This is a genomic window from Kocuria sp. UCD-OTCP (assembly GCF_000349605.1).
Classification (GTDB): domain Bacteria; phylum Actinomycetota; class Actinomycetes; order Actinomycetales; family Micrococcaceae; genus Kocuria; species Kocuria rosea.
Genome location: NZ_AOSQ01000001.1, coordinates 23,192 through 48,322 on the forward strand (window position 1 = coordinate 23,192; position 25,131 = coordinate 48,322).

At 72.0% G+C, this 25,131-nt stretch carries 24 protein-coding genes; 14 read left to right on the forward strand and 10 right to left on the reverse strand.

Translation table 11 applies throughout. From position 1 onward, the window contains the following. Positions 1–3 precede the first annotated feature (3 nt). The 8 genes from H488_RS19490 to H488_RS19525 all read left to right on the forward strand — a co-directional run bounded on the left by H488_RS19490 (position 4) and on the right by H488_RS19525 (position 8,330). Positions 4–939: an ABC transporter substrate-binding protein gene (locus H488_RS19490; RefSeq protein ID WP_017831739.1), complete on the forward strand. Its 936-nt coding sequence runs from the start codon at positions 4–6 to the stop codon at positions 937–939. A gap of 386 nt (positions 940–1,325) precedes the next feature. Continuing rightward, positions 1,326–3,281 carry an amylosucrase gene (locus H488_RS19495; protein WP_031282128.1) on the forward strand — a complete coding sequence of 652 codons (1,956 nt, stop codon included), beginning with the start codon at positions 1,326–1,328 and terminating at the stop codon, positions 3,279–3,281. Between the two features lie 3 nt (positions 3,282–3,284). After that, entirely contained in the window at positions 3,285–3,602 is a 318-nt protein-coding gene (locus H488_RS19500) for a DMT family transporter (protein WP_017831741.1), read from the forward strand. Continuing rightward, positions 3,592–3,978 carry a DMT family transporter gene (locus H488_RS19505; RefSeq protein ID WP_017831742.1) on the forward strand — a complete coding sequence of 129 codons (387 nt, stop codon included), beginning with the start codon at positions 3,592–3,594 and terminating at the stop codon, positions 3,976–3,978. The genes H488_RS19500 and H488_RS19505 overlap by 11 nt, the downstream gene beginning before the upstream one ends. After that, positions 3,975–5,216 (forward strand): MFS transporter, encoded by a 1,242-nt coding sequence (locus H488_RS19510; RefSeq protein WP_017831743.1) that lies wholly within the window; start codon positions 3,975–3,977, stop codon positions 5,214–5,216. The genes H488_RS19505 and H488_RS19510 overlap by 4 nt, the downstream gene beginning before the upstream one ends. A 457-nt stretch (positions 5,217–5,673) precedes the next feature. Then, complete coding sequence (locus tag H488_RS35855) at positions 5,674–6,204, forward strand: SRPBCC family protein (protein ID WP_017831744.1); 531 nt, start codon at positions 5,674–5,676, stop codon at positions 6,202–6,204. A 117-nt stretch (positions 6,205–6,321) separates the two neighbouring features. Further along, entirely contained in the window at positions 6,322–6,942 is a 621-nt protein-coding gene (locus H488_RS19520; RefSeq protein WP_017831745.1) for a superoxide dismutase, read from the forward strand. 206 nt (positions 6,943–7,148) lie between these two features. Further along, positions 7,149–8,330, forward strand: coding sequence for an NAD(P)-dependent malic enzyme (locus H488_RS19525; RefSeq protein ID WP_017831746.1), 1,182 nt, complete (start codon positions 7,149–7,151; stop codon positions 8,328–8,330). 89 nt (positions 8,331–8,419) lie between these two features. On the opposite strand, the gene H488_RS19530 is transcribed toward H488_RS19525, so the two are convergent. The 4 genes from H488_RS19530 to H488_RS19545 all read right to left on the reverse strand — a co-directional run bounded on the left by H488_RS19530 (position 8,420) and on the right by H488_RS19545 (position 12,024). Continuing rightward, positions 8,420–8,896 carry a MaoC family dehydratase gene (locus H488_RS19530; protein ID WP_017831747.1) on the reverse strand — a complete coding sequence of 159 codons (477 nt, stop codon included), beginning with the start codon at positions 8,894–8,896 and terminating at the stop codon, positions 8,420–8,422. Between the two features lie 65 nt (positions 8,897–8,961). Next, positions 8,962–10,152 (reverse strand): acyl-CoA dehydrogenase family protein, encoded by a 1,191-nt coding sequence (locus H488_RS19535; RefSeq protein ID WP_017831748.1) that lies wholly within the window; start codon positions 10,150–10,152, stop codon positions 8,962–8,964. After that, on the reverse strand, positions 10,149–11,042 hold the full coding sequence (locus H488_RS19540) for a 4-hydroxyphenyl-beta-ketoacyl-CoA hydrolase (protein ID WP_017831749.1): 894 nt from the start codon (positions 11,040–11,042) through the stop codon (positions 10,149–10,151). The genes H488_RS19535 and H488_RS19540 overlap by 4 nt, the downstream gene beginning before the upstream one ends. 10 nt (positions 11,043–11,052) lie before the next feature. After that, on the reverse strand, positions 11,053–12,024 hold the full coding sequence (locus tag H488_RS19545) for an SDR family NAD(P)-dependent oxidoreductase (RefSeq protein WP_017831750.1): 972 nt from the start codon (positions 12,022–12,024) through the stop codon (positions 11,053–11,055). A 197-nt stretch (positions 12,025–12,221) separates the two neighbouring features. Here H488_RS19545 and H488_RS19550 point away from each other — a divergent pair, with 197 nt between their 5' ends. Next, positions 12,222–12,680, forward strand: a complete 459-nt coding sequence (locus H488_RS19550; RefSeq protein WP_017831751.1) for a MarR family winged helix-turn-helix transcriptional regulator — start codon at positions 12,222–12,224, stop codon at positions 12,678–12,680. A 122-nt stretch (positions 12,681–12,802) separates the two neighbouring features. Here H488_RS19550 and H488_RS19555 read toward each other — a convergent pair whose 3' ends face one another. Further along, positions 12,803–14,140, reverse strand: coding sequence for an MFS transporter (locus H488_RS19555; protein WP_017831752.1), 1,338 nt, complete (start codon positions 14,138–14,140; stop codon positions 12,803–12,805). Between the two features lie 307 nt (positions 14,141–14,447). Here H488_RS19555 and H488_RS19560 point away from each other — a divergent pair, with 307 nt between their 5' ends. From H488_RS19560 to H488_RS19570, 3 genes are all read left to right on the forward strand, one after another. Beyond that, entirely contained in the window at positions 14,448–15,995 is a 1,548-nt protein-coding gene (locus H488_RS19560; protein ID WP_017831753.1) for an acyl-CoA synthetase, read from the forward strand. Positions 15,996–16,088: 93 nt separating this feature from the next. Further along, the gene (locus H488_RS19565) at positions 16,089–16,448 is read left to right on the forward strand and encodes a hypothetical protein (RefSeq protein ID WP_017831754.1); all 360 of its coding nucleotides are present in this window, start codon (positions 16,089–16,091) and stop codon (positions 16,446–16,448) included. Between the two features lie 159 nt (positions 16,449–16,607). Continuing rightward, positions 16,608–17,153, forward strand: a complete 546-nt coding sequence (locus H488_RS19570) for a hypothetical protein (protein WP_017831755.1) — start codon at positions 16,608–16,610, stop codon at positions 17,151–17,153. 6 nt (positions 17,154–17,159) lie between these two features. Here H488_RS19570 and H488_RS19575 read toward each other — a convergent pair whose 3' ends face one another. Genes H488_RS19575 through H488_RS19595 form a run of 5 tightly spaced genes read right to left on the reverse strand, consistent with a single transcriptional unit; the run spans position 17,160 to position 23,086 of the window. Further along, positions 17,160–18,329: a cysteine desulfurase family protein gene (locus H488_RS19575; RefSeq protein ID WP_043738273.1), complete on the reverse strand. Its 1,170-nt coding sequence runs from the start codon at positions 18,327–18,329 to the stop codon at positions 17,160–17,162. Positions 18,330–18,331: 2 nt separating this feature from the next. Continuing rightward, entirely contained in the window at positions 18,332–19,255 is a 924-nt protein-coding gene (gene nadC, locus H488_RS19580; RefSeq protein ID WP_017831757.1) for a carboxylating nicotinate-nucleotide diphosphorylase, read from the reverse strand. Further along, positions 19,249–21,093, reverse strand: a complete 1,845-nt coding sequence (locus tag H488_RS19585) for an L-aspartate oxidase (RefSeq protein WP_017831758.1) — start codon at positions 21,091–21,093, stop codon at positions 19,249–19,251. Before H488_RS19585 ends, nadC begins: the two co-directional genes overlap by 7 nt. Then, positions 21,090–22,385: a quinolinate synthase NadA gene (gene nadA, locus H488_RS19590; RefSeq protein ID WP_017831759.1), complete on the reverse strand. Its 1,296-nt coding sequence runs from the start codon at positions 22,383–22,385 to the stop codon at positions 21,090–21,092. The genes H488_RS19585 and nadA overlap by 4 nt, the downstream gene beginning before the upstream one ends. Beyond that, positions 22,382–23,086: an NUDIX hydrolase gene (locus H488_RS19595; protein ID WP_017831760.1), complete on the reverse strand. Its 705-nt coding sequence runs from the start codon at positions 23,084–23,086 to the stop codon at positions 22,382–22,384. Before H488_RS19595 ends, nadA begins: the two co-directional genes overlap by 4 nt. Positions 23,087–23,310: 224 nt before the next feature. On the opposite strand from H488_RS19595, the gene H488_RS36880 reads away from it, so the two are divergent. Continuing rightward, a complete protein-coding gene (locus H488_RS36880; protein WP_150110231.1) occupies positions 23,311–23,961 on the forward strand; it encodes a DUF6318 family protein in 651 nt (216 codons plus the stop codon). Between the two features lie 271 nt (positions 23,962–24,232). Further along, a complete protein-coding gene (locus tag H488_RS19605) occupies positions 24,233–25,057 on the forward strand; it encodes a PKD domain-containing protein (protein WP_017831761.1) in 825 nt (274 codons plus the stop codon). Positions 25,058–25,131: the final 74 nt, after the last annotated feature.

Consider the following 25,131-nt stretch of genomic DNA (forward strand, 5'->3'; position numbering starts at 1 on the left):
ACCATGACCACCGCTCCCGCGCTCCGCCGCCGCGCCGCCGCGCCCGCCCTGGGCGCCGCCCTGCTGCTGGGCCTGACCGCCTGCGGCGGCGGTGACCCCCTCGCCGAGGAGGACGGGTCCGCGACCACGTCCTCGGAGACCGTGACCGTGGGCTCCGCCGACTTCCCGGAGAGCCAGATCGTGGCCGAGCTCTACGCCGGGGCGCTGAAGTCCGCCGGGGTCGAGACGGAGACGTCCCTGGGCATCGGTGCCCGCGAGGCCTACGTGGGGGCCGTGCAGGACGGGTCCGTGGACGTGGTCCCGGACTACTCCGGCAACCTGCTGCTCTTCGCGGACCCCGAGGCCACGGCGAGCTCGGCCGACGAGATCATGGCGGCCCTGCCGGAGGCGCTGCCCGAGGGCCTGACCGTGCTCGAGGCCTCCGAGGCGGAGAACAAGGACGCCATGGTGGTCACCTCCGGGACCGCGGAGCAGTACGGGCTCACGAGCATCGCGGACCTGGCGGAGGTGTGCGGGGAGCTCGTGATCGCGGGTCCGCCCGAGTTCGCCGAGCGCGCCTACGGCCTCGACGGCCTGGAGCAGAAGTACGGCTGCGTGCCGGAGTCCTTCGAGCCGATCAACGACGGCGGCGGCCCGCTCACCGTCCAGGCCCTCCTCGACGGGGACGTGGACGTCGCCGACATCTTCACGACCACCCCGGCGATCGCCGACAACGACCTCGTGGTGCTGGAGGACCCGGAGAACAACTTCATCGCCCAGCAGGTCCTGCCGCTGGCCGCGGCGGACCGGCTGCCCCAGGAGGCGGTGGACGCGCTGAACGAGCTCTCCGGCAAGCTCACCACGGAGGCCCTCATCGACCTGAACCGCCAGGTCAGCGGCGAGGACCAGGTCAGCCCGGCCGACGCCGCGCAGGAGTGGCTGTCCGCCAACGGGTACTGAGCCCGCGCACGGCACCGGCACGGGCGCCGCGTCCCGGGGTCCGCGATCCCGGGGCGCGGCGTCCGCCCTGCACAGGGTTCTCCACACGCACGGCGTCGTCTCCAGGGGTCCTCTGCGCCCGCCGGGGCGCTCCTGGAGGGAGCCGGCGGGCCTTTCCCCACAGTGTCCCCAGGACTCGTCCACACCTGTGGACAACTCTGTGCACAGGCATGTGGAGGAAGCCCCGGGTCATCCGCTGAAAAGCTGGGAGCGCATCAGTATGCTGAGGGGCGGACCGCTCCCACCCACCGGTGGCAGCTGGTCCTCGACCATCCGAGGGCTCGTCGTCAAGGAGGATCTCGAGTTCGGAGACTGCCCGCCCCGGGGCGGACGACCGAAGGAGCAGTGTGCCGAACACCAGTACGCCCGGTATCCCGGGCCTGTCGCCGGAGAACCAGGCGCGCGTGATCACCGCGTGCGTCCGCCAGCGGGTGCAGGAGGGCCGCCCGGCGGACCTGCCGGGCACGGGGTGGACGGACTTCGACCGCAGGTTCGACGAGCACTTCCCCCGGCTGACGCTGCTCTTCGCCGAGATCTACGGCCACCGCGAGGACTTCCTCGAACAGCTCAGCGAGCTCGGGCTGCAGCTGGCGCGCTCCTGGGCCGAGCGCCCCGACGACCTCAAGGACCTGGACGCCCGGCGCGAGCAGGACCCCGCGTGGTTCGGCGCGCGGCAGATGCTCGGCGGGGTCTGCTACGTGGACCGGTACGCGGGGAACCTGCGGGGCATCCGGGAGCAGATCCCCTACTTCCGGGAACTGGGCCTGACCTACCTCCACCTCATGCCCCTGTTCGAGGCGCCGGAGGGCAACTCGGACGGCGGCTACGCGGTGTCCTCGTACCGCCGCGTGGAGCCGAGGCTGGGGACCATGGAGGAGCTCGCCGAGCTGAGCCGCGAGCTGCGCCGGAACGGGATCAGCCTGGTCCTCGACTTCGTCTTCAACCACACCTCCAACGAGCACGAGTGGGCGCGCCGGGCCGCCGCGGGGGAGCGGGAGTACGAGGACTACTACTGGATCTTCCCGGACCGCACGGTCCCGGAGCAGTTCGAGCGCACCACGCGGGAGATCTTCCCGGACGACCACCCCGGCTCCTTCACGCGGATCGGCGCCGGCGAGGAGGACCCCCGGTGGGTGTGGAGCACCTTCTACTCCTTCCAGTGGGACCTCAACTACACCAATCCCGCCGTCTTCCGGGCGATGGCCGCGGAGCTGCTGTTCCTGGCCGCCCAGGGCGTCGAGGTGCTGCGCATGGACGCCGTCGCGTTCATCTGGAAGCAGCTGGGCACCGCCTGCGAGTCGCTGCCCCAGGCCCACGTGCTGCTGCGCGCGTACAACGCGCTGTGCCGGATCGCCGCGCCGGCCGTGCTGTTCAAGTCCGAGGCGATCGTCCACCCGGACGAGGTCGCCCGGTACATCGAGCCCGGACAGTGCCAGCTGTCCTACAACCCGCTCCAGATGGCCCTGACCTGGGAGGCGATGGCCACCCGGGAGCCGAAGCTGCTCGCGCAGGCCCTCGAGGAGCGCCACGCCCTCCCGCCCGGCACGGCGTGGGTGGACTACGTGCGCGGCCACGACGACATCGGCTGGACGTTCTCGGACGAGGACGCCGCCCGGCTGGGCGTGCAGGGCCACGACCACCGCCGCTTCCTCAACGCCTTCTACACCGGGCGCCACCCCGGCAGCTTCGCGGACGGCGTCCCGTTCCAGGAGAACCCCCGCACGGGGGACTGCCGCGTGTGCGGGACCACGGCGTCCCTGCTGGGCCTCGCCGAGGACCCGGCGTCCGCGGTGGACCGGGTCCTGCTCGCGCACTCCGTGGCGATGAGCACCGGCGGCATCCCCCTGCTGTACCTGGGCGACGAGGTCGGCCAGCTCAACGACCCCGCCTGGAACGAGGACCCAGCCCACGCCGGCGACGCCCGGTGGGTGCACCGGCCGCCGCGGCCCGTCCAGGACTACGAGCGCCGCCACGAGCTGTTCTCCGTGCAGGGCCGGATCTTCGGGGGCATCCGGAGGATGGTCGAGCTGCGCCGGAACTCCCCGGAGTTCGACGGCAACACGCTCCTCCCGTTCGACGCGCGCAACCCCCACGTGCTGGGCTACCAGCGCCCGGGCGGCAACACGGTGGTGCTGTGCCTGGCGAACTTCTCCGACTGGTCCCAGTTCGTCACGGGGGAGACCCTCTCGGGGTTCCTGCCCCAGGCCGTCGAGCTGCACGGCAACACCGAGCTCGACCTGCGCCACGGTCTGCTGCTCGACGCCCACGGGTTCCTCTGGATCCGCGTGCTCCCGAAGCGCTGACCCGTGGGTGCGTGGACGGTGCTGGTGCTCTCGGGCGTCCTCGAGGCGGTGTGGGCGTCCGCGCTCGCGGCCTCGGACGGGCTCCGCCGTCCCGTGCCGGCCGTGGTGTTCGCGGTGACGGCCGCCGTGAGCCTGGCCGGACTGTCCTACGCCATGACGGCCCTCCCCACGGGCACGGCGTACGCCGTCTGGGTGGGCATCGGCGCGGCCCTGACCGTGGCCTGGTCCATGCTGACGGGCCGCGAGTCCGCCACGCCCCTCAGGATCCTGCTGGTGCTCGGCCTCGTCGGCTGTGTGATCGGACTCAAGGTTGTCGGCTGAGGCCGGCGCGGCGCGGGCCGAGCGGGACCGGCGCGCCCGTGCCTGGGCGCTGCTGGTGCTCAGCGGGATCCTGGAGGCGGTCTGGGCCACCGCCCTGGGCGCATCCGAGGGCTTCTCGCGGCCGGGCCCCGGTCTGCTCTTCGCCGTGACCCTGGTGCTGAGCATGCTCACCCTGGCACGCGCCGCCCGGGTGGTGCCGATGGGCACCGCCTACGCCGTGTGGACGGGCATCGGCGCCGTGCTCACGGTCGCGTGGGCGGCCGGCACGGGGCAGGAGCAGATCTCGTGGGCGAAGGCCCTCTTCCTGGCGGGGATCGTGGCGTGCGTCGTGGGCCTGCACGCCGCCGACCGGCCGATCCCGGGGAAGGACCGGTGACCCGGGACCGCAGGCCGGGCGCGCACCTCATGCTGGTGCTCACCGCCACGATGGCCGTGGGCCCGCTGCTGACCCACAGCCTCTCGGCGATGAGCCCCCTGGTGATCGCGGACCTGGAGCTCACGGAGGCGCAGTTCGGGCTGCTCGCCACCACCACCTTCTTCGTCGCGGCCGTCACCGCGGTGCGCACGGGCCGCTGGGCGGACCGGCTGGCCGCCCGCACCCTGCTGGTCGTGATGTTCGGCGGCGCCGCGCTCGCGATGCTCCTGACCGCCGCCGCGCCGGGCTACGCGGTCCTGCTCGCGGCCATGGTGCTCTCGGGGCTCGGGCAGGTCATGGCCAACCCCGCGACCAACCGGCTCATCCGCCTGCACGTGCCCGCCGGGCGGCGCGCGAGCTGGCTCGGGATCAAGCAGGCCGGCGTGCAGGCCTCGCAGCTCGTGGCGGGCCTGACCTTCCCCGCGCTGGGCCTGCTGCTCGGCTGGCGCACCGCGGTCCTGGTGGCCGTGGGCGCGGTGCTGCTCCTGCTCGTGCACGGCTGGTGGACGGTCCCGGACAACCACCCCGGCACCCCGGTGGCCCGCCCGTCCCGGACGACGTCCCCGTCCGGGACGACGACGCCGTTCCGGTCCCGGACGGCGGGCGCCGCCGCGCGGCCGCCGATGCCCGGTGCCGTCCGGGCGTACGCCGCGGCCGCGGCACTGACCGGGCTGGGGGCGCAGGCCGCCAACGTCTACCTGCCGCTCTACGCCCACCGGGAGCTGGGCCTCGACGTCGTCGCCGCCGGGGCCACCGTGTCCGTCTCCGCGCTCGTGGGCATCGCCTCCCGGGTACTGTGGGCGCGCGTGATGGACCGGCCGGGCGCGGACGGCTTCGTGCTGCTGGCCGGCATGGCCCTGGGGGCGGCCGCGAGCGCCGTGCTGCTGGTCCTGGCGCCCCTGCACCCCGGCCTCGCGTGGGCGGTGTGGCCGGCGGCCGTCCTGCACGGGGGTGCGGCACTCGCGGTGAGCGTGGTGGTGATGTCCGCGGCGATGCGCGCCGTGCCCGCCGACCGGGTGGGTGCGTCCACCGGCGTGGTGACCATGGGCCTGTACGCGGGGTTCTGCGCCGGTCCGCTCGTCCTCGGCGGACTGCTCCAGCTCACGGGGTCCTTCGCGGTGGGCTGGGGCGTGGTGCTCGTCTGCTACCTGGCCTGCGCGGCGCTCGCCGTCCTCGTGCGCTCCCGCGCACACCGCTAGGACGCCGCCGTCCGGAGTGCTCCCGGCCGCTGCCGCCTCCCGTTCGGCGGGGTCCCCGCCCGCCCGCCGACCGGTGCTGTCCCCCGTTCAGGGGGACCGGCCGACCTCTGTGCGACGCTCCGTGACGTCCTGGCACGGTCTTCTCAACAGCTTCTCCACAGGTGTTGTCCACAGCGTGGATAACTTCCACCGGTGGAATTACGGGACTCCCTGTCCCGCCGACCCCGCGCTGACCTGCATCGGCGCCGCCGGCCGGGGATCGGTGGCGCCGGTGCTCGCTCTGTGCACGCGTTCCTCCACACCTGTGGACAACTTTCTCCACCCCCTGTGCACCCGGACGGGCGGGCCCCCCGACGGCCGATCACTAGAGTAGTTGTGTGCACATGCGAATTGCTCCCGTCCGTGCACTGCGCGTGCCTGCCCGGGGCGCGGATCCGACCGGGGAGCGGAGGACACGATGCTGAAGGGCGCCACGACGTTCCGGCTGGTGGACACGGCCGTGGTCGCGGCCGACCCGGCCCTGGTGGAGCGCTTCCTGCTCGACCCCGGCTGCCTGCGCCGCTGGAACCCCATCCCGGAGCGGAACTACCAGGTCAGCACGGCCGTGCTGCAGCTCGGCACGTCGATCGAGTCCACGGTCCGCGTGGGCCCCCTCCGCTTCTCCTTCGTGAACATCGTCTCCGACCACGTCCCGGGCCGGCGCCTGGGGATGCGCACCACCAAGGGCGTGGTGGATCTGCTGGTGACCATCACCTGGGAACCGGTGGAGGGGGGCACCCGGATCGAGAAGGCCGTGGACGGGCGGTTCACGGAATCCAAGGCCTGGCTGTGGCGCCTGCTCGAACCGGCCGCCCGCCGGAGCGCCCGGAACGCCCTCGAGACGCTCGGGCGGATGATCGAGACGGGGGACTACGAGTTCACGGTCCCGTCCCAGCTGACCCCCCACCCGCCCCGCTGCCCGCTCGAGAGCCCGCCCGACTTCTTCTGAGCCCCCGGCGGAGGCTGCCCGGGGGCGCGCCGTACGCTGGTGGCGGAACCTCCTTGACCCCTGCTCGCGCGCGGGACGAGGGTGGAACCACACGACAGCACTCGAAAGGACTCTCCTATGGCCGAGAAGTACACCCTTCCCGATCTCCCCTACGACTACGCGGCGCTCGAGCCCCACATCTCCGCGAAGATCATGGAGCTGCACCACGACAAGCACCACGCCACCTACGTGGCCGGTGCCAACACCGCCCTGGAGAAGATGGCGGAGGCCCGCGCGAACGGTGACGGCGCCGCCGCGGCCAAGCTGTCCAAGGACCTGCAGTTCAACCTCGGTGGCCACGTGAACCACTCGGTGTTCTGGCAGAACCTCTCCCCCGAGGGCGGCGACAAGCCGACCGGTGAGCTCGCCGCGGCGATCGAGGACCACTTCGGGTCCTTCGACGCCTTCCGCGACCACTTCACCGCCGCGGCCACCACGATCCAGGGCTCCGGCTGGGCGATCCTCGCCCTTGAGCCCGTCGGCGGCAACCTGGTCATCGAGCAGATGTACGACCAGCAGAACGGCGTGCCCGTCGCCACGATCCCGCTGCTCCAGCTGGACATGTGGGAGCACGCGTTCTACCTCGACTACCAGAACGTCAAGGCGGACTACGTCAAGGCCTTCTGGAACATCGTGAACTGGGCGGACGTCCAGGAGCGCTTCGAGAAGGCGCGCACCGGGGGCCGGTCCATCATCTGATCCCCGGTCCGCACCGTCGGGCGCCGCGCGCGCCCGACCCCGCGAGCAGAGCCCCCGGACCACGCGGTCCGGGGGCTCTGTGCCGCCCGGGGCGGAAGCACCGCGGAGGTCCCGGAGCGTCACACGGGCGGGGGAGGGGTCCCGGCGGTGGGGCACAATGGCGGGGACCCTGTTCGCACTCAACGACGAGAGCACGAGGACCCCGCATGAGCGACGAGAACCAGCAGTCCGGCCCGATCACGTCCGAGGAGATCTTCCGCTCCCACGAGGGCGGCAAGCTCGCCGTGGTCTCGAAGTCCCCCCTGGCCACCCGCCGCGACCTGTCCATCGCCTACACCCCCGGGGTGGCCGAGGTGAGCCGGGCGGTGGCCGCCGACCCGGCAATGGCCAGGACGCACACCTGGGCCGGGCGGCTCGTGGCGGTCGTCTCCGACGGCTCCGCCGTGCTGGGCCTGGGCGACATCGGCCCGGCCGCGTCCCTGCCGGTGATGGAGGGCAAGGCCGCCCTGTTCAAGACCTTCGCGGACCTGGACTCGATCCCGATCGTGCTCGACACCCAGGACGTCGAGGAGATCGTGCGCACCGTCAAGCTGCTGCGCCCGAGCTTCGGGGCGGTGAACCTCGAGGACATCTCGGCCCCGCGCTGCTTCGAGATCGAGCAGCGTCTGATCGAGGAGCTCGACATCCCGGTGATGCACGACGACCAGCACGGCACCGCCGTCGTCGTCCTGGCCGCGCTGCTCAACGCCGCGACTCTGGTGGGCAAGGACCTGGCCGGGCTCAAGGTCGTGATCGCCGGAGCCGGCGCGGCCGGCATCGCGATCACCGAGATCCTGCTGGCCCAGGGCATCGACGATGTGGTGCTGATGGACTCCCGGGGCATCGTCTCGAGGGAGCGCGACGACCTCAACGCGATCAAGGCCGGCTGTGCGGCGCGCACCAATCCGCGCGGGCTGATCGGCGGACCCAAGGACGCCCTCGAGGGCGCCGACGTGTTCGTGGGCGTCTCGGGCGGGACGGTCCCCGAGGAGTACCTCACCGAACTCGCCGAGGACGCGATCGTGTTCGCCCTGGCCAACCCGGACCCGGAGATCATGCCCGAGGTCGCCGCGAAGTACGCCTCCGTGGTGGCCACGGGCCGGTCGGACTTCCCGAACCAGATCAACAACGTGCTGGCCTTCCCCGGCATCTTCCGCGGGGCCCTGGACGCCGGTGCGCGGCGGATCACCCCGGTCATGAAGCTCGAGGCCGCCCGGGCGATCGCGGCGATCGCCGCCGCGGACGGTCTGACCGCGGAGCACATCGTGCCCTCCGCCCTGGATCCCCGGGTCGCCCCGGCCGTGGCCGAGGCCGTGGCGGCCTGCGCGCGGGCCGAGGCGGCCGTCTGACCCGCTCCGCACCCGCTGACCCGCGACGGCCCGGGCGACCACGGAATGCCGTGGTCACCCGGGCCGTCGCGGGTCAGGGGGCAGCGCGTTCAGGCGTAGAAGCGGTTGAGGAAGGTGGCGACCACGGCGGGCCGCTCCTCGCCCTCGATCTCGATCGTGCCGTCGGCCACCAGGTGCAGGCCGTTGCCCTTGACCTCCTGGACGTCGGTGATGGTCACGGTCATGCGGATCCGCGAGCCGACCTTGACGGGAGAGGTGAAGCGGACCTTGTCGAGGCCGTAGTTGACCTTGGTCTTCACGCCGGTGACGTCGAAGAGCTCGGACCACATCGGGATGAGCAGGGACAGGGTCAGGAAGCCGTGGGCGATCGGGGCGCCGAACGGGCCCTCGGCGGCACGCTCGGGGTCCACGTGGATCCACTGGTGGTCGTCGGTGGCGTCGGCGAACGTGTTCACCTGCTCCTGGGTGATCTCCCGCCAGGCGGAGTGCCCGAGGCTCTTGCCGACGAGGTTCTTCACCTCGTCGAAGGCGACGACGGTCTGGGGCTGGGTCTGTGCTTCGGTCATGGCGTGTCCTTACGTGGTGGCGTCTGTGGTGTCGGTGGTGGATCGGTTGGTGTCGGTCGGGCGGCTCAGACGAACGCGCTCCGGCCGGTGATCGACCGGCCGACCACGAGCGCGTTGATCTCGTGGGTGCCCTCGTAGGAGTAGACGGCCTCGGCGTCGGCGTGGAAGCGGGCGACGTCGTGGGCCAGGGTGATGCCGTTGCCGCCGACCAGTTCGCGGGCCAGTGCCACGGTCTCGCGCATGTGCAGGCTGATCCACATCTTCGCCAGGGCGGAGTCCTCGTCCCGGTAGACGCCGCCCTCCTGCCGCTCGGCGAGGCCGGCGACCATGGTCAGGGACGCGGTGACGTTGCCGAGCATCCGGGCCAGCTTCTCCTGGACGAGCTGGAAGCCGCCGATCGGGCGGCCGAACTGCTCGCGCTCCCGCACGTAGCGCAGCGCGGCCTCGTAGGCGCCGGCCTGGATGCCGGTGGCGATCCAGGCGACGTCGGAGCGCATGGCGCGCAGCATCGCGGCGACGTCCTTGAACGAGTTCACGTTCCCCAGCCGTTGTGCCTCCGGCACCCGGGCCCCGTCGAGGTGGATGTCGGCGTTCTGCATCATCCGCAGGGACGTCTTGCCGTGGATCTTCTCCAGCCGCACGCCCGGGGCCTGCCGGTCCACGAGGAAGCCCTTGACCTGCCCGTCGGCCTCGTCGCGGGCGAAGACGGCGAGGAGGTCGGCGGTGAAGGCGCCGCCGATCCAGCGCTTGGTGCCCGTCAGCACCCACTCGTCGCCCTCGCGCCGGGCCGTGGTGGCCAGACCGCCGGCGATGTCGGAGCCGTGCTCGGGCTCGGTCAGGCAGAACACCCCGGTCATCTCGAAGGACGTGATCTTCGGGTCCCACTGCGCGAACTGCTCCGGCGTGCCGCCCACGCGGCAGGCCGTGCGGAACAGCCCGGCCTGGGCGGTGTAGAACGTGGCGACCGAGGCGTCGGTGCGGGCCAGCTCGAAGATCCGGAACCCGTGGTACAGGGACCGGGGCTGCCCGCCGTCGGCCGTGAGCTCGGGCGGGGTCATGAGGTCGAGGGCGTGCAGGGAGGGGGCGATCTGGTAGGGGAACTCCCCGGCCTCCCAGTACTCGGCCAGCAGCGGGCGCACCTCGTCCTCGAGCACCCGGCGCAGCCGGCGCAGGGGGGCCTTCTCGGCCTCGGTCAGTCTCTCCGCGATCCCGTACGGGTCGCAGTCGGGGTAGAGGCGCCCGGCGTCCGTGCTCATGCCCGCGCCCCGTCGAGACCGAGCAGGCGCACGGCGTTGTCCTTGAGGATCTTGGGTCGGACCTCGTCCGTGAAGGACTGTTCCTCGAAGGCGCTCAGCCACTTCTGCGGGGTGATCAGCGGGTAGTCGGTGCCGAAGAGGACCTTGTCCTGGAGCATCCGGTTGGAGGCCTTCACCAGGGACTCGGGGAAGTACTTGGGGGACCAGCCGGAGAGGTCGATCCACACGTTGGCCTTGTGGGTGGCGATGGAGTTGGCCTCCTCCTGCCAGGGCACCGAGGGGTGGGCCATGATGACCTGGAGCTCGGGGAAGTCCGCGGCCACCGCGTCCAGCAGCAGCGGGTTGGAGTAGCCCAGCTTGATCCCGCCCCCGCCGGGCAGCCCGGCGCCCATGCCGTTCTGCCCGGTGTGGAACAGGGCGGGGACGCGCAGGTCCTGGATCGCCGCGTAGAGCGGGTAGAACCGCTCGTCCGAGGGGTCGAAGCCCTGCAGGGAGGGGTGGAACTTGAAGCCCTTGACGCCGTGCTCCTCGACGAGCATCTTCGCCCGCTCCACCGCGGCGGAGCCCTGGAGCGGGTCCACGGAGCCGAAGGGGATCAGCACGTCGTTGTTGCGGGCCGCGCCGGCGGCGATCTCCTCGATGGAGTTCGGCTCGTGGCCCAGGGCGGTGGTCGCGTCGACGGTGAAGACGACGGCGGCCATCCGCCACTCGCGGTAGCGCTCGGCGATGGTGTCCAGGGACGGGGACCGGTCCTCGGCCTTGAAGTACTTGGCCGAGGCCTCGGTCAGGGCCGCGGGCAGGGACGGGTGTCCGTGGTCGGAGCACTCGATGTGCACGTGCATGTCGATCGCGTTCAGCGACGCGAGGTCGAGACCGTACTCGTAGCGCATGGTGGTCCCCCTAGGACTGCTGGGTCGCGGACTCGGGCTTCAGTTCCTCCGGCAGCGGGGGCAGGGTCTCGCCGACCGGCTGCAGGCTGCCCTCGAGGATGGCGGGGAGCTGCTCGCGCAGCGCCTCGAAGGTCCAGCCGCCGTTGCGGTACTCGGTGGCCACGGGGCGGGGGTGGCTGAAGACCTGCAGGCGGTCCCCGCCGGCGCCGATGGCCTGGCCGGTGACGCCCGCGGCGTCGTCGGAGGCGAGCCAGGCGATCAGGCCGGCGACGTCGGCGGCGTTGCCGAAGCCGAGGTCCTTGCGGAAGAAGTCCGGCATCGGCTCGCCGCGGCGGTCGGCCTCGACGGCGGAGCGGAAGAAGGGGATGGTCTCGGTCATGGCGGTGGCGGCCACGGGGATGACGGCGTTGGCGGTGACGCCGGCCTTCTTCATCTCCAGGGCCCAGGTGCGGACCATGCCCACGATCCCGGCCTTCGCCGCCGCGTAGTTGGTCTGGCCGAAGTTGCCGTACTGGCCGGTGGGGGAGCCGATGGTGATGATCCGCCCGGGCACCCCGTTCTCCTTGAAGTACCGGTAGGCCTCGCGGGCGCAGGTGAAGGTGCCGCGCAGGTGCACCTGGATGACGAGGTCGAAGTCCTCGTCGGTCATCTTCAGCAGGGACTTGTCGCGCAGCACCCCGGCGTTGGTGACGAGGACGTCGAGGCGGCCGAAGGCCTCCACCGCACCCTGCACCAGGGCGGTGGCGGTTTCGGTGGAGCCCACGGGGGCGACGACGGCGACGGCCCGCCCGCCGGTCTCGGTGATGGAGGCGACGGCGTTCTCGGCGATGGCCTGGTCGACGTCGTTGATGACCACGGCCGCGCCCTGGCGGGCGAGCTCCTGGGCGTAGGCGAGGCCCAGACCCTGGCCGGAGCCGGTGACGACGGCGACCTTGCCGGCGAGGGGGGTGGTGCTCGGGGATGCGGTGCTGTCCTGTGCCATGGGGTGGCTCCTTCGCTGACGGATCGGCGCTGACGGATCGGCGCTCGTGGATCGGCGGACGGGGTGACGTCCGTCACTGCTGCGGGTTCGTCCCCATTCCACCGCTATTCGTTGAAAATGTCAATGGTTAAGAACCTCCATCTATGCTGGGGGCACGGATTCCGTAGACTGGGGTCCCCGGCCCCAGGAGAGACGCTATGACCACGCCCACCGACCCGTCCGCCGGTCTCGAGCGCCTCCTCGAGGCGGAGCTGACGGCGGAGCCGGTCTTCCTGATGGCCCGCGCCGCCTCGACGGGCTCCTCGGCGGCCAACCGGAGGCTGGCGGAGCTGGAGCTGAAGGTGCGCCACTACTCGGTCCTGGCGCTGGCCTGCGGCGAGGAGCAGCTGACGCAGCGCGAGCTCAGCCAGTTCCTGGTGCTGGACCCCAGTCAGATCGTGGCCATCCTCGACGACCTCGAGCGGCGCGGCGCGGTGGAGCGCCGGACCGACCCCCGGGACCGCCGCTCGAAGATCATCGCCCCCACCGCCGCCGGCCGGGAGCTGTACGCCCGGGCCAGGGTCCTGGTGGAGAACTCCACCGCGGAGTCGCTCTCCCCGCTCTCCCCGGCGGAGCGGGAGGAGCTGTCCCGGCTGCTGAAGAAGGTGGCCTTCTGACGGACAGGTCCCCCGGTCCTCGACGACGCCGAGCCCCCGCCCCGCCCCCTCTCCCCGGTCGATCGGGGAGGGGGGTGACGAGGCGGGGGCTCGGTGCCGCAGATGCTCCGCAGCGGGTGGCGTCAGTGCTCGTGGGTCTCCAGGTCGAAGTCCTTGGACTCACGGGTGAGCAGGATGAACACCGCGCTGACCACCGCCATCCCGGCCAGGTACCAGACCACGGGGGCGATGGCCTGCCCGGAGGACGCGTAGATCGAGGCGAGGATCGTGGGGGTGAAGCCCGCCCCGATCAGGGTGGCGAACTGGTAGCCCAGTGACGCCCCGGTGTAGCGCGACGACGTGCCGAACTGCTCCGAGATGAAGGCCGCCAGCGGTCCGTAGATCGCGGCGTGGCAGGCCAGCCCGATGGTGAAGGTCGCGAAGATCAGCAGCACGTTGCCGGTGGCCAGCCAGGAGAACATGGGGAGGATGAGGGCGATGAACAGCACCAGCCCCACGACCATGACGGGGCGCCGGCCCAGCTGGTCGGACAGACGGCCCATGCCGACCACGAAGAACACGCTGAGCACGGACGCGAGGGCGAAGGCGTAGAGGACCGGCTGCCGGTCGGCGCCGCGCTCGACCGCGTAGGCGACCGCGAAGGTGGCCAGGAAGACCTGGAGGGCGAACCCGGAGGCCCCCGCCAGCATCGTGTAGACCAGGGCGCGGGGGCGGCGCAGCACCTCGACGATGGGCACCTTGCGCTTGGCGGTGGGGCCCTCCGCGGCCTCCTTGGCCAGCGCGGCCTGGAAGATCGGGCTCTCGGACACCTGGGAGCGCACGAAGACGCCCACGGCCAGCAGCAGGACGGACAGCAGGAACGGGACGCGCCAGCCCCACGAGAGGAACTGCTCCTCCGGCATGGCGGCGAACAGGCCCAGGACGAAGGTGCCCAGCGCGGCACCGGTCGGGGCGCCGGCGTTGGTGAAGGACGCGGCGAACCCCCGCCTGCCCTTCGCGGAGTGCTCCAGGGCCATCAGTGCGGCCCCGCCCCACTCGCCGCCCACGGCGATGCCCTGGCACACCCGCAGGAGGATCAGGATGACCGCCCCCCAGGAGCCGATGACGGCGGCGCTGGGGATGAGGCCGATGAGCGTCGAGGCGATGCCCATGATCAGCATCGAGATGATGAGCATCTTCTTGCGGCCCAGGCGGTCGCCGAAGTGGCCGAAGACCGCCCCGCCCAGCGGGCGGGCCAGGTAGCCGGCGGCGAAGGTGCCGTACGCGGCGATGGTGCCGGCCAGCGGGTCGAGGTCGGTGAAGAACACGTAGGGGAAGACCAGGGCGGAGGCCGAGGCGTAGAGCAGGAAGTCGTAGAACTCGATGGTGGAGCCGAGGTAGCTGGAGAAGATGACCTTGCGCGCCTCTGTGTTCCTGGCGCGGGCGTCCAGGGACGCCAGGGTGCCGGGTGCTGCTGACATGGCGGTTCCTTGCTCTGGGGCGGAGAGAGTGGGTGTGCCGCCGGGACGGGGCTCCGGTGCGGCGGACGGGTCGGCCCCGGTCCTCGGGTGCGTCCGGGCGGTGGTGTGGGCCGACTCACAGTGCGACCATTGGAACAGCAATCAATTGAAGATGTCAACCATTGAGAAGATGACATAAGTGGGAAAGTCGCGCGGGGTCGGGTTCGCCCGGGGGCCTGGACAATGTGATCCAGCTCTCTCTACGCTGGGGGCTAATAGTGGAATTTTTCAACTATTGGCTTTGACGACTGTTTGAGGAGACGATCGCATGCGCAATCAGGGACTGGGATCCTGGCTCGTCCGGAGGCTCGAGAAGTCCGGGCCCAGGACGGCCGTGATCCACGGCGAGCGCACGCTGACGTACCGGGAGCTGCACGACCGGTCCCGGCGCCTTGCGACGGCCCTGTCCGGCCGGGGCGTGGGCCCCGGGGACCGGGTGGCGTTCCTCGGGGAGAACAGCCCGGCCTTCCTGGAGGCGATGTTCGCCGCAGGAGCGCTCGGCGCGGTGCTCGTCCCCCTCAACACGCGCCTGGCCGTCCCCGAGATCCGCTACCAGCTCGAGGACGCGGACGTCTCGGTGCTGATCCACGACGCCGCCCTGACGGGCCTGGCCGCACCGGCCGCCCGGGACCTGCCGGACGTGGTCCGCTGGGTCGTGGCGGGGGAGGATGCGGCCGAGGAGGACGCGGCCGGGGAGGACGCGGACGGGGTCCCCGCCCTCGGGACGGTGATCGCGGCGGCCGAGCCCTGGACGGAGGACGTCCCGGTGGGCCTGGACGACCTCGCCGTGATCCTCTACACCTCCGGGACCACCGGCCGGCCCAAGGGCGCCTGTCTGACCCACGGTAACTTCACCTGGAACTGCTTCAACGTCCTGGTCGACTACGACGTAGCGGCCGACGACGTCGCGCTCATGATCTCCCCGATGTTCCACGTGGCCTCGCTCGGGATGGGGGTGCTGCCGACGCTGCTGAAGGGCGCCACGCTGGTGCTCGAGTCCAAGTTCGTGCCCGGCCGGGTGCTGGAGCTCATCGAGCGCCACCGCGTCACCTGGCTCTCCGGGGTGCCGACCACCTACCAGATGCTGTGCGAGCACCCGGACTGGGACACCACGGACCTCTCCTCCCTGCGCAAGCTCACCTGCGGCGGCTCCGCGGTGCCCATGCGGGTCCTGGACGCCTACGAGAACCGGGGACTGGCCTTCACCGCCAGCTACGGCATGACGGAGACCTCCCCGGGCGCCACCAACCTCCCCGCCGCGAAGTCCCGCGAGAAGGCGGGCTCCTCCGGGCTGCCGCACTTCTTCTCCGACGTGCGGATCGTGGACGCGGCGGGGGAGCCCGCGGCTCCCGGCGAGGCGGGGGAGATCCTGCTCTCGGGGCCCAACGTCATCCGGGAGTACTGGAACCGCCCCGACGCGGCGGGGTCCTTCGAGGGGGAGTGGTTCCACTCCGGGGACCTGGGCTACCTGGACGAGGACGGCTACCTGTTCGTCGCGGACCGGATCAAGGACATGATCATCTCCGGCGGGGAGAACATCTACCCGGCGGAGGTCGAGGCGGCCATCCTCGAGCTGCCGGAGGTGGCCGCTGTGGCGGTCATCGGCGTGCCCGACGAGAAGTGGGGCGAGGTGCCGCACGCCGTCGTCGTCCCCCGGGAGGGGCGGGAGCTCACCGCGGGGACGATCCAGGAGCACCTGGCCGGCCGGCTGGCCCGCTACAAGGTCCCCAAGACGCTGAGCCTCGTGGACGAGATGCCCCGCACCGCGTCCGGCAAGATCCGCAAGAACGTCCTGCGCGAGCAGGCCGCCGGCTGAGGCGCGGGACCGGTCGCGCGCCGTCCGGGCTGGACCAACGACCGGCTGCAGACCTCCGCCGCGGAGCTGGACCTCGTCGCGGAGACGGTCACCGTGGCCACCGCGTCGTGGGAGTGCGTCCAGGAGCTCACCGGCGCCGTGGCCGTGCAGGAGCGGCGGACGACGACGACCGCCCGGGCGGACCTGGTCGCCACCGTGCAGCGGAGCTCGGTGACGGGTGCCGTCACGGGCTTCGAGCTGCAGGGCTTCGCCGAGGACGCCGTGTCCGTCTCCGTGGTCGAGGGCCCCGACCTCGACGCCTGCCCGGGGAACGGGGGCGGGGACCAGGACGGGGCGTGGTCCCGGGTGCCCCGGTCCACCGAACGGGCGCAGGCGCACGAGGGGCCTGCCCTGGAGGTCGTCCACGACGGGGTGGCGCACCCGGTGCCCACCGAGCGGGAGGAAGCGGCCTGAGGGGCGCGCTGCGCGGCACCGCATGTGTCGCCGCAGGTCGGACAGGGGGTCACAGATGGGTCACGCCGCTGGATCGGCCCCCCGTGCCTGCATTAGCGTTCGGAAAAACGATCCGGGAGCGCGTCCCCGGTGTCGGGGGACAGGGGATTGGGGAAGCACATGCACAAGGTCATCGTGGTACTGGCGGCTCTCGCGGCGGCGGGGGTGTCGATCGGGCTGGCGGCGCCGGCCTGGGCGGCCACGCAGCTCCACGAGGACGGCACCGGCTTCGTGACCGCCGCCGACGCCCGGGCCGCGCTCGGCTGGGACGACGAGACGCTGCAGGCCAACGCGGCCTCGCTCGAGTTCGTGGCGGAGACCGAGTCGGTGACCGAGATCTCGTGGGAGTGCGTGAAGCCGGGGACCGCCGAGGTCCTGACGCGGCGGACGGACCTGGTGATCACCGAGACCCGGGGGATCGCGAGCACGCCGAGCACCCTGTGGTGGCGGACGGTCGTCGGCTTCCGGCTGGAGGGCTTCGACGGCCGGGGCGCCTCGAGCGCGGTTCCCGAGGGCCCCGCGCCCCACTCCTGCCCGGACCCCTCCTGGGTCCTGGTGTCGGAGAGCTCGCGGAGCGCAGAGCAGAAGGGCGAGCCGGTCCTGGCTGTCGTGCACGCCGGGGTGCAGCACCCGGTGCCGGTCGCGCTCCCGGTCCCGGTCGGCTGAGCGCGTTCAGCCGCGCGCCGCGACCAGCCGCTCGACGACGTCCCGGGCCGCCGCCACGATCCCGTCCACCTGTTCCGGGGTGACCTCGGCGGACAGCGTGAACCGGACCGCGGTGGTGGCGACCTCGGCGGGGAAGCCCATGGCGGTCAGCACGTGGGAGGGCTCGGTGTCCCCGGCCGCGCAGGCCGAGCCCGAGGAGACGAGCAGCCCGCGGGCCTCCAGATCCACCAGGACCGTCTCGCCGTTGACGCCGGGGAAGCAGAACGAGGCGTTGCCGGGCAGCCGCGCCGCCGGCCGCTCCCGGGGGTCCGGACCGGTCAGCACGGCCGACGGGACCGCGGACAGGATCCCGGTGATCAGCCGGTTCCGCAGCTCGGCCAGGCGCACCGACTTCGCCGCCCGCTCCTCGGCGGACAGCCGCAGGGCCGTGGCGAGGCCGACGGCGCCGGCCACGTTCGAGGTCCCGGAGCGCCGGCCGCGCTCGTGCCCGCCGCCGCTCAGCAGCGGGCGCAGGGGGGTCCCGCGGCGCAGGAACAGCACCCCCACGCCCTTGGGCCCCCCGATCTTGTGCCCGGCGAGGCTCAGCGCCGCCACGTCGAGCGCCTGTACGTCCAGTTCCAGCGACCCGGCCGTCTGGACCGCATCCGTATGGAACGGGACGTCCCGCGCCCGAGCCACCGCAGCCAGGTCGGCGATCGCCTGGACCGTACCCGTCTCGTTGTTCGCATGCATCACGGATACCACTGCGGTGCCCGGACGAACAGCCCTTTCCAGGGCGGCGGGGTCCACGAACCCCTCGGCGGACACGCCCAGCTCGGTGACGTCGAAGCCGTCCCAGCGGGCCAGGTCCCGGGCGGAGTCGAGCACGGCGTGGTGCTCGACGGCGCTCGTCACCACGTGCGTGCGCGCGGGGTCCCGGTCCCGGCGGCCCAGGGCGATGCCCTTGACGGCCAGGTTGTCGGCCTCGGTCCCGCCGGACGTGAACACGACCTCGCCGGGCCGGCAGTTCAGCACCTGCGCGACCGTCCCGCGGGCCCGGTCCAGCCCGGCCAGCGCCCGCCGGCCCGCCTCGTGGTGGCTCGAGGCGTTGCCGAACTCCTGCGTGAGATAGGGCCACATGGCCTCCAGGACCTCCCGCCGGACGGGGGTGGTGGCGGCCGAGTCGAGGTACAGCACCGTCATCCCGTCCCGGTGCCGTGGCCGCTGCCGAGCCCGATGTCGAGGCCCAGGTCCAGGTTGCGGGCGGAGTGGGTGAGCGCGCCCACCGAGACGACGTCCACCCCGGTGGCCGCGATGTCCCCGACGGTCTCCAGGCTCACGCCGCCGGAGGCCTCGACGGTCGCCCGGCCGTCGATGATCGCCACGCCGCTCACGAGGTCGTCCAGCGAGAAGTTGTCGAGCAGGATCGTGTCCGCGCCGCCGGCCAGGACCGCCTCGATCTGGTCGAGCCGGTCCACCTCCACCTCGAGGTGCACCGTGTGGGGGAGACGACGGCGCAGCTGCCGCAGGGCGCCGGTCAGGTCGGTGCCGTCGGCCGTGAGCAGGGCCAGGTGGTTGTCCTTGGCCATCACGGCGTCCGAGAGGGAGTGCCGGTGGTTGTGCCCGCCCCCGCTGAGCACGGCGTGCTTCTCGAGCGCCCGCAGCCCGGGGGTGGTCTTGCGGGTGTCGGCCACTCGGGTGCGGGTGATCGTGCCGGACGGGAGGTTCGCGGCCTGCTCCACGCGGGCGACCGTCTCCTCGACGGCGGCGACGTAGCGGGCGGTCAGGGTGGCGATCCCGCACATCCGCTGGGTCAGGTTCAGGGCCACGCGCTCGCCGGTCAGCACGGCCCGGGCGGGACCGGTCACCACGGCCAGGGTGTCCCCGGCCTCGAAGCGGTCGCCCTCGGCGGAGACCAGCTCGACGGCCACCGCGGGGTCCGCGGCGGCGAACGTCGCGGCGAAGACCTGCCCGCCGGAGAAGACGCCGGCCTCGCGCGCCACGAGCTCGGCCCGGGCGGTGGTGCCGGCGGGGATGAGGTGCTCGGAGGTGATGTCGCCCCAGGGCGCGTCCTCGGCGAGCCCCCGCTCCACGACCTCGGTGATGGCGGCTCGGGTCAGCATGCGGGGATCCTCTCCGGTGGGTCGAACATGTCGATGGAAGTATGTGCACAGGTCAGCGCCGCTTCGACGACCCCATCCGGGGCCGGCTCCAGCCGCCAGAACGTGCGCCGCGCGCGGGCGGGATCGGGCGCCGGGAAGTCCTCCCGGAAGTGGGCGCCCCGGGACTCGGTGCGGTGCAGGGCCGCGGCGGTCACGGCACGGCCCACGGTCAGCAGGTTCCGGTCCTCGACCGCACGGCGGGAGAGACCGGCGGGTGGGCGGAAGCCGGCCAGCCGCCGGGCCAGCGCCTCGAGCCGCGAACGGTCGCGCAGGACGCCGGCGCCCGCCCACATGGCGTCCTGGAACTGCCCGCGGTCGAACGGCACGGTGTCCCCGTCGACCTGCGCAGCCTCTCCGTCGACCGGGTCGGTGTCCTTGTCGAACGGCACGGCGTCCCTGTCGAACGGCGCCGTGCTCCGGGACCGGGCGGCCGCGATCCTGGAACGACCGGCCGCCGGCAGGATCTCGGCGCGGTCGGGCAGGACGAGGCGCGCCGGGGCGTCGTCGGCCGCTCGGCCGGTTCCCGGCGCGTCCGTGCGCAGCGAGTCCGCCTGCAGTGCGTCGGCCACGCGGGCCCCGAAGACGGCGCCCTCCAGCAGCGAGTTGGAGGCCAGCCGGTTGGCGCCGTGCACGCCCGTGGCCGCGCACTCGCCCACGGCGTAGAGCCCCGGGACGGTGGTGCGGCCGAGGCCGTCGGTGGCCACGCCGCCCATCAGGTAGTGGGCCGCCGGGGTGACCGGGACCGGCTCGCGGGACCAGTCGAGGCCGTGGGCCCGCAGGGCGGCGTCGATCGTGGGGAAGCGCCGGGCGAGGAACTCGGCGGTCGTGCCGCCCCCGTGCGGGCCGGACGGCCTCAGCGCGGTGCAGTCGAGCAGGACCGGCCGGCCGCCCTGGGCCAGGGACCGGCGGACGTTCTCGCGGGCCACCACGTCGCGGGGGGCGAGCTCCGCGCGCGGGTGCACGTCCTCGAGGTAGCGCCGGCCCGTGCTGTCCCGCAGCACCGCGCCCTCCCCGCGGACGGCCTCGGAGACCAAGAAGCAGCCCGGAGCGGCGAGGGCGGTCGGGTGGAACTGCACGAACTCCAGGTCCGCCACGGCGGCGCCCGCCCGCAGGGCCGCGGCGATGCCGTCACCGGTGGCCACGGCCGGATTGGTGGTGTGGGGGTAGAGCTGTCCGGCGCCGCCGGTCGCGAGCACCACGGCGTCCGCAGGCAGCTCGTGCAGCCGGTCCCCGGGACCCGCCAGGACGAGGGCCCCGGCCGCGCGGCCGCCGGGGGCGAGCACGAGGTCGACCAGCATGGTGTGCCGCAGGACCGTCAGGCGCCCGGCGGTCTCGGCCGCCAGCGCGGCGGCGAGGAGGGCGCGCTGGATCTCGCGGCCGGTCGCGTCGCCGCCGGCGTGCAGGATCCGGGGCACGGAGTGGGCGCCCTCGAGACCCTCGAGCCAGGGGGAGTCCGGTCCGGCCGCGCGGTCGAGGGCCACACCGCGCGCCACGAGCTCGTCGATGGCGGCCGCCGAGTCGCGCACGAGGACGCGCACGGCGTCGTCGTCGCACGTCCCCGCCCCCGCGACGAGGGTGTCCTGGACGTGCAGCTCCTCGGAGTCGCGGGGCTGGCCGGCCGGGAGCGCGGCCGTCATGGCCGCGATCCCGCCCTGCGCGCGGGCCGTGCCGGTCTCGTCCAGGGCGTCCTTGCTCAGCAGCGTCACATCGAGACCGTGGCCCGCGGCGCGCAGGGCCGCGGTGAGGCCGGCGATGCCGCTGCCCACCACGAGCACGCGCGGTGCCGGGTGCGTGCTCACCGCGGCAGCGCCGCCAGCATCCGCTCGAGCGCCACCTCGGCGTCCCGGGCGGTCGCGGCGTCCACGGAGATCCGGTTGATCACGCGCCCGGCCACGAGCTCCTCGAGCACCCACGCGAGGTAGCCGGGGTGGATCCGGTACATCGTGGAGCACGGGCAGATCACCGGGTCCAGGCAGAAGATCGTGTGCTCGGGGTGCTGGTCGGCGAGCCGGTTGACCATGTTGATCTCGGTGCCGATCGCGAAGGTGCTGCCGGGCCCGGCGGCGTCGATCGCCTTGCGGATGTAGTCGGTGGAGCCGTTCTCGTCGGCGGCGTCGACCACGGGCATGGGGCACTCGGGGTGCACGATCACCCGCACGCCGGGGTGCTCGGCGCGGGCCTTGTCGATCTGGGCCACGGTGAAGCGGCGGTGCACGGAGCAGAAGCCGTGCCAGAGGATCACCTCGGCATCCTGCAGGTCCTGCGCGGTGTTCCCGCCGAGGTCCTTGTGGGGGTTCCACATCGGCATTCGCTCGAGCGGGATCCCCATGGCCTTGGCGGTGTTGCGGCCCAAGTGCTGGTCCGGGAAGAACAGCACCCGCCGACCGCGCTCGAAGGCCCACTCCAGGACGGTCGCGGCGTTGGAGGAGGTGCACACGATGCCACCGTGCCGGCCGCAGAACGCCTTGAGCGCCGCGGAGGAGTTCATGTACGTCACGGGGACCACGGTCTGCCGGCCGTCGTCGTCGGTCTCCCCGAGGATGTCCATGAGCTGCTCCCAGGCCTCCTCGACGGAGTCCTCGTCGGCCATGTCCGCCATGGAGCAGCCGGCGGCGAGGTTGGGCAGGATCACGGACTGGTGCTCGCCGGAGAGGATGTCGGCGGTCTCGGCCATGAAGTGCACGCCGCAGAACACGATCGCCTCGGCCTCCGGCTTGCTCCGGGCGGCGCGGGCCAGCTGGAACGAGTCGCCGAGAAAGTCGGCGTGCTTGACGATCTCGTCCCGCTGGTAGAAGTGCCCGAGCACCACCACGCGCTCGCCGAGGGTCTGCTTGGCGGCGGTGATCCGTCGGTCGAGCTCCTCGGCGGAGGCGTGCTGGTACTCCTCGGGGATCACGGGCTGGGCGGGGGCGCCGGTGGGCACCACGTCGTCCTCGGAGGCCCCGGGGCCGTAGCCGGCGGAGACGGCGGGTGCGAAGTCCCAGGGGTTCGCGGAGAGGTCGGTGCTGCAGGTGCTCGGGGCCGGGGCGGTTCCCGGCAGGCCGGCCGGCTTCTCGGTCAGCAGGTCGATGCGGGTGGCGACAGAGGTCATGTCTGCTCCTGGGTGCTGCGGCCGGCCGGGGTGCGGTCGGCGAGGTCGAGGTCGTGGTTGTAGCGGTAGAGCCGGGGCGGGCGATGTCGCGTGCCCTCCAGGCGGGTGCCGGTGTCGAGGACGGCGCCGGACGCGAGCACCTGGCGCCGGAAGTTGGCCGGGTCCAGGGGGGTGCCGAGGATCGCCTCGTGCACCTCACGCAGGGCGGCGAGGGTGAAGGTCTCGCCGAGGAAGGAGTGGGCCACGCGGCTGTAGGTGATCTTGTTGCGCAGCCGGTAGAGGGCGTAGTCCACGATGTCGCTGTGGTCGAACGCCAGCGGCGGCAGCTCGGAGGTGCGCATCCACGTGACGTTGAGGTCGGCGTGCAGGTCGGAGGTCTGGTCGGTGCGGATCGAGGCCCAGTAGACGATCGAGACGACGCGCTCCTCGGCGTTCGCCGAGCGGGTCAGGCCGCCGAAGGCGTAGAGCTGCTCGAGGTAGCCGGGCTGCAGGCCGGTGGTGAGCTGCAGGGACCGGGCGGCGGAGGCCTCGAGGTCCTCGTGCGGCTGGAGTGGTCCGCCGGGCAGGGCCCACATCCCCCGGAAGGGGTCGCGGATGCGGCGGACGAGGGGCAGCCAGAGTTCCTTGCCGCCGCCGGGGCCGGTGTCGCGGGCGGCGAAGATGACGGTCGACACCGCCAGTTCCACGTTCTGCGCGGTCATCGTCACCTCCCTCATGTTCGGAGCCTTCTGGTTTCAGTGACTATAACACGGTTCGAGTCGAATTGACATTAACAAAGCCGTGACCATGGTGCCGCTGACCAGGCCCCATGAAAACGCGGGTTTCGGCGTGTCCACAGGGGTTGCTGCCGCACAGTGGCGGGCGCTTACCATTCGACCCATCCAGCCGGCCCGTCCGGCCGTGGCAGAGCGAAGCGGGGAACTTCATGGTGCGGTCCAGCCCAGTCGGCACGGTGGTCGGGGGTGTCGTCCTGGCGGCACTGCTCCTCACGGGATGCGGTCCCGACGACGACGGCGCCGCGGCGTCCCCTTCCAGCACTGCCTCATCGGCTGCGGCGAGCTCATCGGAGCCTGGTCCGGACGCCACTCCCGCCGGCTACGTGCCGGCCTCGCTCGACGGGCCCGCGCAGAACGTGCCGAAGCCCGTCATGCCGGACCTGGCGAAGGAGGAGTCCCGGGACGGGGCGCAGGCCTTCCTCGACTACTGGTCCGACGCCATGTGGTACGCCCATCAAACCGGTGAGGCAAAATACGCACGCGAAGTTGTCAGCGACGCCTGCGATGTGTGCATGGAGCAATTAAAATTTGTGGAAGATGTGTACGCCGATGGCGCTTGGTTCATTGGTGGTCGAGAGACCCCTCTAATACAGGATGCAAATATTGAACGTTCCTCCGACGGGATCTATAAGCCGATTGTACTAACCAGCGCCGAGGGGCTGAAGCTGGTTGAGGGCGGAGAAGTCACATACGAAGCCTTCCCGCGCACTGGTCGAGGAGACCCATTCCCTGTTTACTTGGATTATTCGCAGGGGCTATGGATATATATAACCGCTGCAAACATGCCGGGCACAGGATAATTCAATGGACAAAAACAAGATCCTCGGAATCTTTGTTCTAGTTCTCCTCTTTTTTCAATCGGCAACTGTCGGAGCCCTCGGTGAAGAAGATGGTTGGGCGGATAAGGCAACTCGGCTCAAGAGTGGGTATTCCATGCATGGTCAGCGCAATGCCGATATCTCGAAGTCGACGACTGCTGTGGCAGACGGGGACAAGATGAAACTGGAGGTCCGGCTCGATGAGGGGCCGCCGATTGTGGTCGGCAATGACCACCAACAAGGTTCAGTTGCCGTGGGTGCGCAACCGGTCGACTACGACCCGGACGAGGACCCCGCTTTTCAGAAGGCGCTCCGCCAGTACCTGAGCGACCAGGGCGTCGACCGGCCGTTCAACCCGGACACCATCGCGCAGTCGAAGCAGCAGACGTTCGGCCTGCAGAACCCGTGCACCAACCGGACGGGTGACATCCTCGAGGACTGCCTGGCGGAGCGGGACTGCACCACGGCCGACGGTGGGGAGGGCGTCTACATGAACGTCGTCGTCCGGCAGGGGGAGGGGCCCAGCACGCCGTGGGGCGAGCCGATGTGCGTGGCGGTCGCCGAGGCGGAGGGCGGCGAGGAGGTCGTGGAGCTGCCGACCTTCACCCTGCAGGACTTCAGGACGCTCGCCGTCGCGCCCGCGGCCAGTGCCGTCCAGCCCGCGCCCGACACGCTGCGGGGCATGCACACCAACGTCTGGGCGGAGGCCCGGCCCCAGCAGTTCAGCACCGAGCTGGGTGGTTTCCCGGTCGAGGTGCGCGCCGTGCCGGTCCAGTACGCATGGGACTACGGCGACGGGACCGCGCTCGGGCCGACCGAGCTCAGCGGCGCCCCGCTCGCGGAGGGGGCGTGGGACGTGGAGACCGACACCAGCCACGTCTACACGGAGACGGGTGAATACGCCGTCTCGCTCACCACCTGGTTCTCCGGCGAGTACTCCGTGGCGGGTGGACCATGGCTGCCCGTGGCGGGGCTCAACGACGTCGCGAGCGCGCCCGTGCCGATCAGCGTCTGGCGCTCCACGGTGCGCAACTACGCGGACGACTGCCTCGAGAACCCGCAGGGCACCGGCTGCTGATTTCCGCGCCGGCCGGTACGCCGTCGGATCCTGGTGGGATGATCGCTGCACATGGTTCTCCGGCTCCCGGAGCA